General features: G+C 63.5%; 6 protein-coding genes. All 6 read right to left on the minus strand.

Annotated features, from left to right (window positions below; all coding sequences use genetic code 11):
• Window positions 1-12: 12 nt before the first annotated feature.
• The 6 genes from OS914_RS16850 to rpmB all read right to left on the minus strand — a co-directional run bounded on the left by OS914_RS16850 (window position 13) and on the right by rpmB (window position 5,799).
• Window positions 13-2,028, minus strand: coding sequence for an NHL domain-containing thioredoxin family protein (locus OS914_RS16850; RefSeq protein ID WP_267547214.1), 2,016 nt, complete (start codon window positions 2,026-2,028; stop codon window positions 13-15).
• A complete protein-coding gene (locus tag OS914_RS16855) occupies window positions 2,028-4,187 on the minus strand; it encodes a bifunctional copper resistance protein CopD/cytochrome c oxidase assembly protein (RefSeq protein ID WP_267547215.1) in 2,160 nt (719 codons plus the stop codon). Before OS914_RS16855 ends, OS914_RS16850 begins: the two co-directional genes overlap by 1 nt.
• Window positions 4,188-4,399: 212 nt before the next feature.
• Window positions 4,400-4,687 (minus strand): HU family DNA-binding protein, encoded by a 288-nt coding sequence (locus OS914_RS16860; protein ID WP_267547216.1) that lies wholly within the window; start codon window positions 4,685-4,687, stop codon window positions 4,400-4,402.
• A gap of 397 nt (window positions 4,688-5,084) precedes the next feature.
• A complete protein-coding gene (gene rpsN, locus OS914_RS16865; protein ID WP_196397817.1) occupies window positions 5,085-5,390 on the minus strand; it encodes a 30S ribosomal protein S14 in 306 nt (101 codons plus the stop codon).
• Window positions 5,391-5,395: 5 nt separating this feature from the next.
• Window positions 5,396-5,563, minus strand: coding sequence for a 50S ribosomal protein L33 (gene rpmG / locus OS914_RS16870; RefSeq protein WP_196397816.1), 168 nt, complete (start codon window positions 5,561-5,563; stop codon window positions 5,396-5,398).
• A complete protein-coding gene (gene rpmB, locus OS914_RS16875; RefSeq protein WP_196397815.1) occupies window positions 5,563-5,799 on the minus strand; it encodes a 50S ribosomal protein L28 in 237 nt (78 codons plus the stop codon). Before rpmB ends, rpmG begins: the two co-directional genes overlap by 1 nt.
• Between the last annotated feature and the right edge of the window lie 358 nt (window positions 5,800-6,157).

Below are 6,157 nucleotides of genomic sequence, written 5' to 3' on the forward strand. Positions count from 1 at the left end.
GGGGTGCTGATCCTAATCCATGCCGCGCAGATCCAGCGTCAGTTCGGTGGCACCGGCAGCGTCCAGCAGCACGGGGATGCCCCAGTCCTGCTGGTACAAGTGGCACGCCGCATGCTCGGGGATCTCGCCGTCGGCTGATTCCGGCCCGTCGCAGGCAGCTGCGCGGGCAGTAATGTGCAGAATTCCGGCAGAAATTCCGGCCGCCAAGGTCAGGCTGCGGGACAGACCAATTGATGTTCCCCCGCCGGACGCCAGCAGCTCCGGCGGTGTGGCGGAGACCTTCAGCTGGGTTGGGTCCCCCCAGCGGTCATCCAGCTTTTGCCCCGTCGGAGCCGAGAAACGCACCGTTAGGGCAAGCTCACCGGGCGCAACAGGGGTTTTAGGACGCTGTGTCTGTGCCGCACCTTCATCGATCTGCTGCGCTTCCTTGGGAACCGGCAAGCGCACCAGCTGGTGCCGGTTAGCTTCCACCACGATCAGCAACGCGGTATCCCCGCTGCTGTCCAACAACACATCAGAGGGCTCCGCAAGGCCCCGGGCCAGCGTGCTCAACGTCCGGGTGGCCGGATCAAAGCGTCGCACTGCGCCATTGTACGTATCCGCAATGGCCACCGAACCATCCGGCAGCACCGTCACACCCAGCGGATGCTGCAGTCGGCCCTGTTCCGCCGGTCCGTCACGGAAGCCGAAATCGAAAAGCCCCGTGCCAACCGCCGTTTCCACCGTGACACCCGCACCACCGACGATTCCCCAACTAGGTCGCACTTGCGGCACGGAAGATGCCGAATGGGTGCCATTGCTGCTACCTGGTTGGGAGGGGGGCGGCGTGACCCGGAGTACGCGCAGGGCGGAGGTTTCCGAATCGGCCACCCAGATGCTTCCATCGGGCCCCTCGGCCAGGCCGGAAGGCTGGGCAAACCATGCTTGGTCCGCCGGTCCGTCCAGCAGACCTTCAAGCCCATTCCCGGCCACGATGTTTATCCGGCCGGTGATTGGGTCAAATCCGAAAATCTGGTGCACCCCTGCCATCGCCACCACCACCTGACGAAGGGCCGCCGACCAAACGACATCCCAGGGCGAAGACAGTGCTACCGCAAGGGGATGCATGCCCAGATCGCCGCCCGAAAGTGCGGCGCCGTCGTCGTCAACCCGTGCCGGTCCCGCCTCCAGAAGCCGCTGCACGCCGCTGCCGGCAAGCGTCCGGACGGATCCGTCGCTGAGCCGGACTCCGCGCAAGCGGTGGTTGACGGAATCGGCGACGACGACGTCGTAGCCTACCTGCTCGGCGACGTCCGCCGGCAACAGCGTCAGGCCCTGCGGTTCATTGAACTGCGCGCTTCCGGCCGCCCCGTCGGCGTGCCCTTTATCCCCGGAACCGATGGTCCGCAGCACCGTCTGCAGATCCGCTCCGAGCTCGGTCAGCCGATGATGTCCGGTATCGGAAACCAGGAAACGGCCCTCCGGCAGCGGCAGCACCTTGCCCGGAAAGCGCAGGGCGCCCGCCGTCGGCGCCGGTGCCACATACGGTCCGTTGCCGCGGTGCAAGGTGCCCTTGGCTTCGTGTTCGGCGATCAGCTCCGGAATCAGCGTGGCCAGACCCGCCGCGTGCCCCTCACCGGAAAGGTGCGCCACAATATAGCCCTCCGGATCGATGACCACAAGGGTGGGCCAGGCGCGTGCCGCGTAGGCCTGCCAGGTGAGCAGCTGCGGATCGTCCAAAATAGGGTGCCGGATCTCGTAACGTTCGACGGCGGCGGCAAGAGCCACCGGGTCCGCCTCATGTTCAAATTTGGGCGAGTGCACGCCGACTGTCACCAGCAAATCGGAGTATTCCTGCTCCAGAGGCCGCAGCTCGTCGATGACGTGCAGGCAGTTAATACAGCAGAACGTCCAGAAATCCAGCAGCACGATTTTGCCGCGCAGCTGTTCCAACCCCAGTGTTTTACCGCCGGTGTTAAGCCAGCTCCGTCCCTGAAGCTCGGAGGCCCTGATCTTCAGGTGGGTTGCGGTCCCTGCTGCTGCGTCCACTAGCTGTGTTCTCCTTGCTTGGCGTTGTGCACTGTGCCGTCCCGTCGAGCCAGGCCGGCAAACATATCGTTGTAAGCACTCAGGTCGGCATCGTTATTCCGGTCCGCGGCGCGGTCCGTGCGCTTGGTCTCGCGTTCATCCGAACGGGACCACATCAAAGCCACCCCAAGGGCAATGAGCAGGGTGGGGACCTCGCCAATACCCCAGGCGATGGCACCGGCTGCCTGCTGGTCCGCGATGGCAGAAGCGCCCCAGGACCGGCCCATGTTCCCGAAGTAGTCCCCGGCCAGCAGCGCCGTGGAGCTCATCAGGGTCACCCCGAAAAAGGCGTGGAAAGCCATCGTGGCCAGCAGCAGCAGCAGCCTGAGCGGGTACGGTGCGCGCCGCGGCAGCGGGTCGACACCGATCATGGTGAGAATGAAGACATAGCCGGTCAAGGTGAAGTGCAAAATCATCAGCTCGTGGCCGATGTGGTCGCGCATGGCATATTCAAAAGCGCCGGAGTAGTAGAAAAGCACCAAGGAGCCGGCAAAATTGGCTGCGGCAAAGAGCGGGTGCGTTACCAGCTTCGAGAACCGGGAGTGGACAATCACCAAAATCCATTCGCGCGCGCCCCTGCTTCCGTCACCGCGCGGGGACAGCGCCTTCAACGCCAGGGAGACGGGTGCGGCCAGCACCATAAAAAGCGGGGCCACCACCATCAGGGCCATATGGTCCACCATATGCGCGCTGAACAGCACCATGCCGTACACGGCCGGACCACCGGAGGTGATGAAGACCAGCGACACCATGCCGACCAGCCAGGAGGCCAACCGCAGCACCGGCCACTTGTCCCCTCGGCGATGGAGCTTGAGCATGCCGGAGAAATACAACCCCGTGCTGACCAGCACGAAGGTCAGCCAGAGCCAGTCGAGACGCCACTCGCTGAACCAGCGGGAGAAGGTCAGCTCCGGCGGTAGCGGGTACCCGCTGAGGATGACGGCGGGTGTTGCGTCGGGTGCGAAAGTGGTCGGCTGAGGCGGGGCGGACCGGCTCAGGGCGACGGCTATCCCGCTGGTGGCGCCCATGATGATTAGTTCACCGAGGATCAGCTGCCACAAAACGCGGGACGCGGCGAATGTCCGTTTGCCGTCCAGCCGCGGGATGATCCAGGACCGGTGCATGTAGCCGATGCTGCCGAGCACCAACGTGGCCACCGTCTTGGCCATGATCATCTGGCCGTACGGGGAGGTGAAAAGCGAATTCCAGCTGGTCACGCGAATGGCTGCGTTAATCACGCCCGAGGCGAAGACGACAAGGAAACACACCAGGGCCAGCGCGGAGAACCGTTTGAGCACCGGGGCGGTCAGCTTGCCTAGCTTCGTAGACACCGCCGCCAGCGCAATGATGCCGCCCACCCACAGGGCGACGCCAATGATGTGCAGCAGGAGCGAATTCACCGCACCCTCATGGTCCGAACCGCTGGATGAGTGCCCGATCAGTGCCTGCGGAACGAGTCCGAGGATGGCCAGCACCAACGTCAGGCCCAGTCCTATGGTTGAGCGGACACCGAAACACAGCGTCGTGACGACGGCGGCGAAAATGCAGATGGACAGCCAGGCTTGACCGGTGGCCTGGTCGGTCATGAAATAAACCAGTTGATTGGAGTAGTCGCCGGTCCCGGATACCGGCAGGCCGGAAATATCGGAATAGGTGAAAATCAGGACCGCGACCGCGGAGATGGTCCACAGCACCCCGGCGCCGGCCGCGAGCGTCATGGCCCGGGTGAAGGCCGGATGTTCGGCCGGCGCCGCGGCGCCGCCGATGACGTGCGGCGCTGTTCCCTGCCCCGTCTTCGAAGCTGTGGAAGAGCGCCCCCCGGGCGCATGCCTGCTGGGTGTGAGGTCCTTGGGCAGCAGCACCACGGCAAAAACCAGCGCGCCAATAACCGTGGCAACGGCGAGGTTATGGAAGATCAGGGATATCGGCAGGCCCCAGCGGGTCAGTGCGCCTGGGTCTATCAGCGTGCTGGCTGCGGCTGCTGAGGAAAAGAGCAGGGCGATCACCAGCGCCAGGAGGGCCGCACCTCCGCCGGCCAGCAGCCACAGGCCGCGGATCCCCAGCACTGCTGCTGGCCCGCTGACGGGAGGAGTTTTTCGGCTGGTGGTGGTTGCTGGCACGTACCTATTCTCCGGCAAGCACTCGCCGATCCGCGAATCGTCGGCGGCGCCCGGCGACACCGCCGCGAACACCGCCCCGAACACCGCCGCGAACGCAGTTTAGAACCCCGGGTAATCGGTCGCCGCGAACAGCCGTTAGGGCGCGAAGGGCGGCCACCTTCCGGCGGCCGCCCTTCGTACTTAGGTCCTGCAGCGTGCGCGTCTTGGGGAGACTACTTCTTCTTGGAGACCGCGGCCTTGAGCTTGGAGCCTGCCGTCAGCTTGACGCTGTGGCCGGCTGCGATCTGGATGGCTTCGCCGGTCTGCGGGTTGCGGCCCGTACGGGCGGCGCGGTCGGTGCGCTCAACGGCCAACCAGCCCGGGATCGTGATCTTTTCGCCTGCGGAAACGGAGCTCTCGAAAACCGAGAACAGGGCATCCAGCATTGCGTTCACTGCCGTCTGGCTGGTGTCAGCCTTAGCCGCGACCTCTGCAACCAATTCACTACGATTCTTAGCCATGTATGTCCTCCTGGACTGGTAGGGATGGAGCGTGCACGCCGGTTGCGTGCCAACCACTGTTAGCGAACATACCAGTTCCACCTCCATAAATCGGCTACTTCTCGCGGTTTTTCGAGGATTTCCGGGAATATTCCGGCCGTCATCGCGCATTTTTCGCTCTCAGCCAACCTTTTGCCGCGCCCGGTACCTGTCAACGGGAGCGACGACGGCGGCTCGCTGCCGCCGTCGTCGCTCCTCATCCACGTAGCAGCACACGCACTCAAAAGCCGGAATGAATGCAGCTGCTGCGACCCAGATGCGCAACATGCAAATAGGACGGTGGCCCAGGGGCCACCGTCCTATTTGATGCGATGAAGCGAGTCAGCTCACACAACAGCCGTTTCGCCGCCGCAGCGACTTACCAGCTGGACTTGGTGATGCCCGGCAGCTCGCCCCGGTGTGCCATATCGCGGAAGCGGACACGGGAGATGCCGAACTTCTGCAGCGTCCCGCGGGGGCGTCCGTCGATCGCGTCGCGGTTACGCAGGCGAACCGGAGAAGCGTTGCGGGGAAGCTTCTGCAGGCCCAGACGGGCGGCCTCGCGTGCCTCGTCGGTGGCGTTCGCGTCGACCAGAGTCTTCTTCAACTCGAGGCGCTTGGCGGCGTAACGCTCAACGATAACTTTACGCTGTTCGTTCTTGGCGATCATTGACTTCTTAGCCATGTGTTTTAGCGCTCCTCTCGGAATTCGACGTGCTGGCGGATCTTCGGATCGTACTTCTTCAGAACCAGGCGGTCCGGGTCGTTACGACGGTTTTTGCGGGTGACGTAGGTGAAACCGGTACCCGCGGTGCTCTTGAGCTTGATGATCGGACGTACGTCCCTGTCTTTCGCCATTAGAGCTTCACCCCGCGTGCCTGGATCTGCGCGACGACGGCGTCAATACCGCGCACGTCGATGGTCTTGATGCCACGGACCGAAAGGGTCAGGGTGACGTTGCGGCGCAGGGACGGAACCCAGTAGCGCTTCTTCTGAATGTTCGGATCGAACCGACGCTTGTTGCGTCGGTGCGAGTGCGAAATGCTGTGCCCAAAGCCCGGCTCGGCTCCAGTCACTTGGCAGTGAGCTGCCATGACGATCCTCCAAAAAATGAATGGTCGGCAGTTTTACCTGCCATGAATAGCGTTCAGGGACGTACCGGACGGCGGCCTGAGCCACCGGGGTATTGGCGATACCGCGCAACTTGAGCCCCTAACTACCGGCCCTTCAGGAACTAAGTTCCCGAACAACCGGAGCAATTGCGCACGCTCCGCGCCACCTGACGCCTATCCATTCTATGAGCCGGCGTGGATTATGGCCAATCCGCGACGAGACTCAGCTAAAGTGCTCGCGAAATGGGGTGCGTGCCGCATTTGGGATGTGCTCGCGAAATCTCTGGTGCATGGTCGGGTGCTTTGGTGTGCTGGAGGGATGGACTATGGGATGTCGTTG

Origin of the sequence: Arthrobacter endolithicus (assembly GCF_026627425.1) — a bacterium.
Classification (GTDB): Bacteria; Actinomycetota; Actinomycetes; order Actinomycetales; family Micrococcaceae; genus Arthrobacter_M.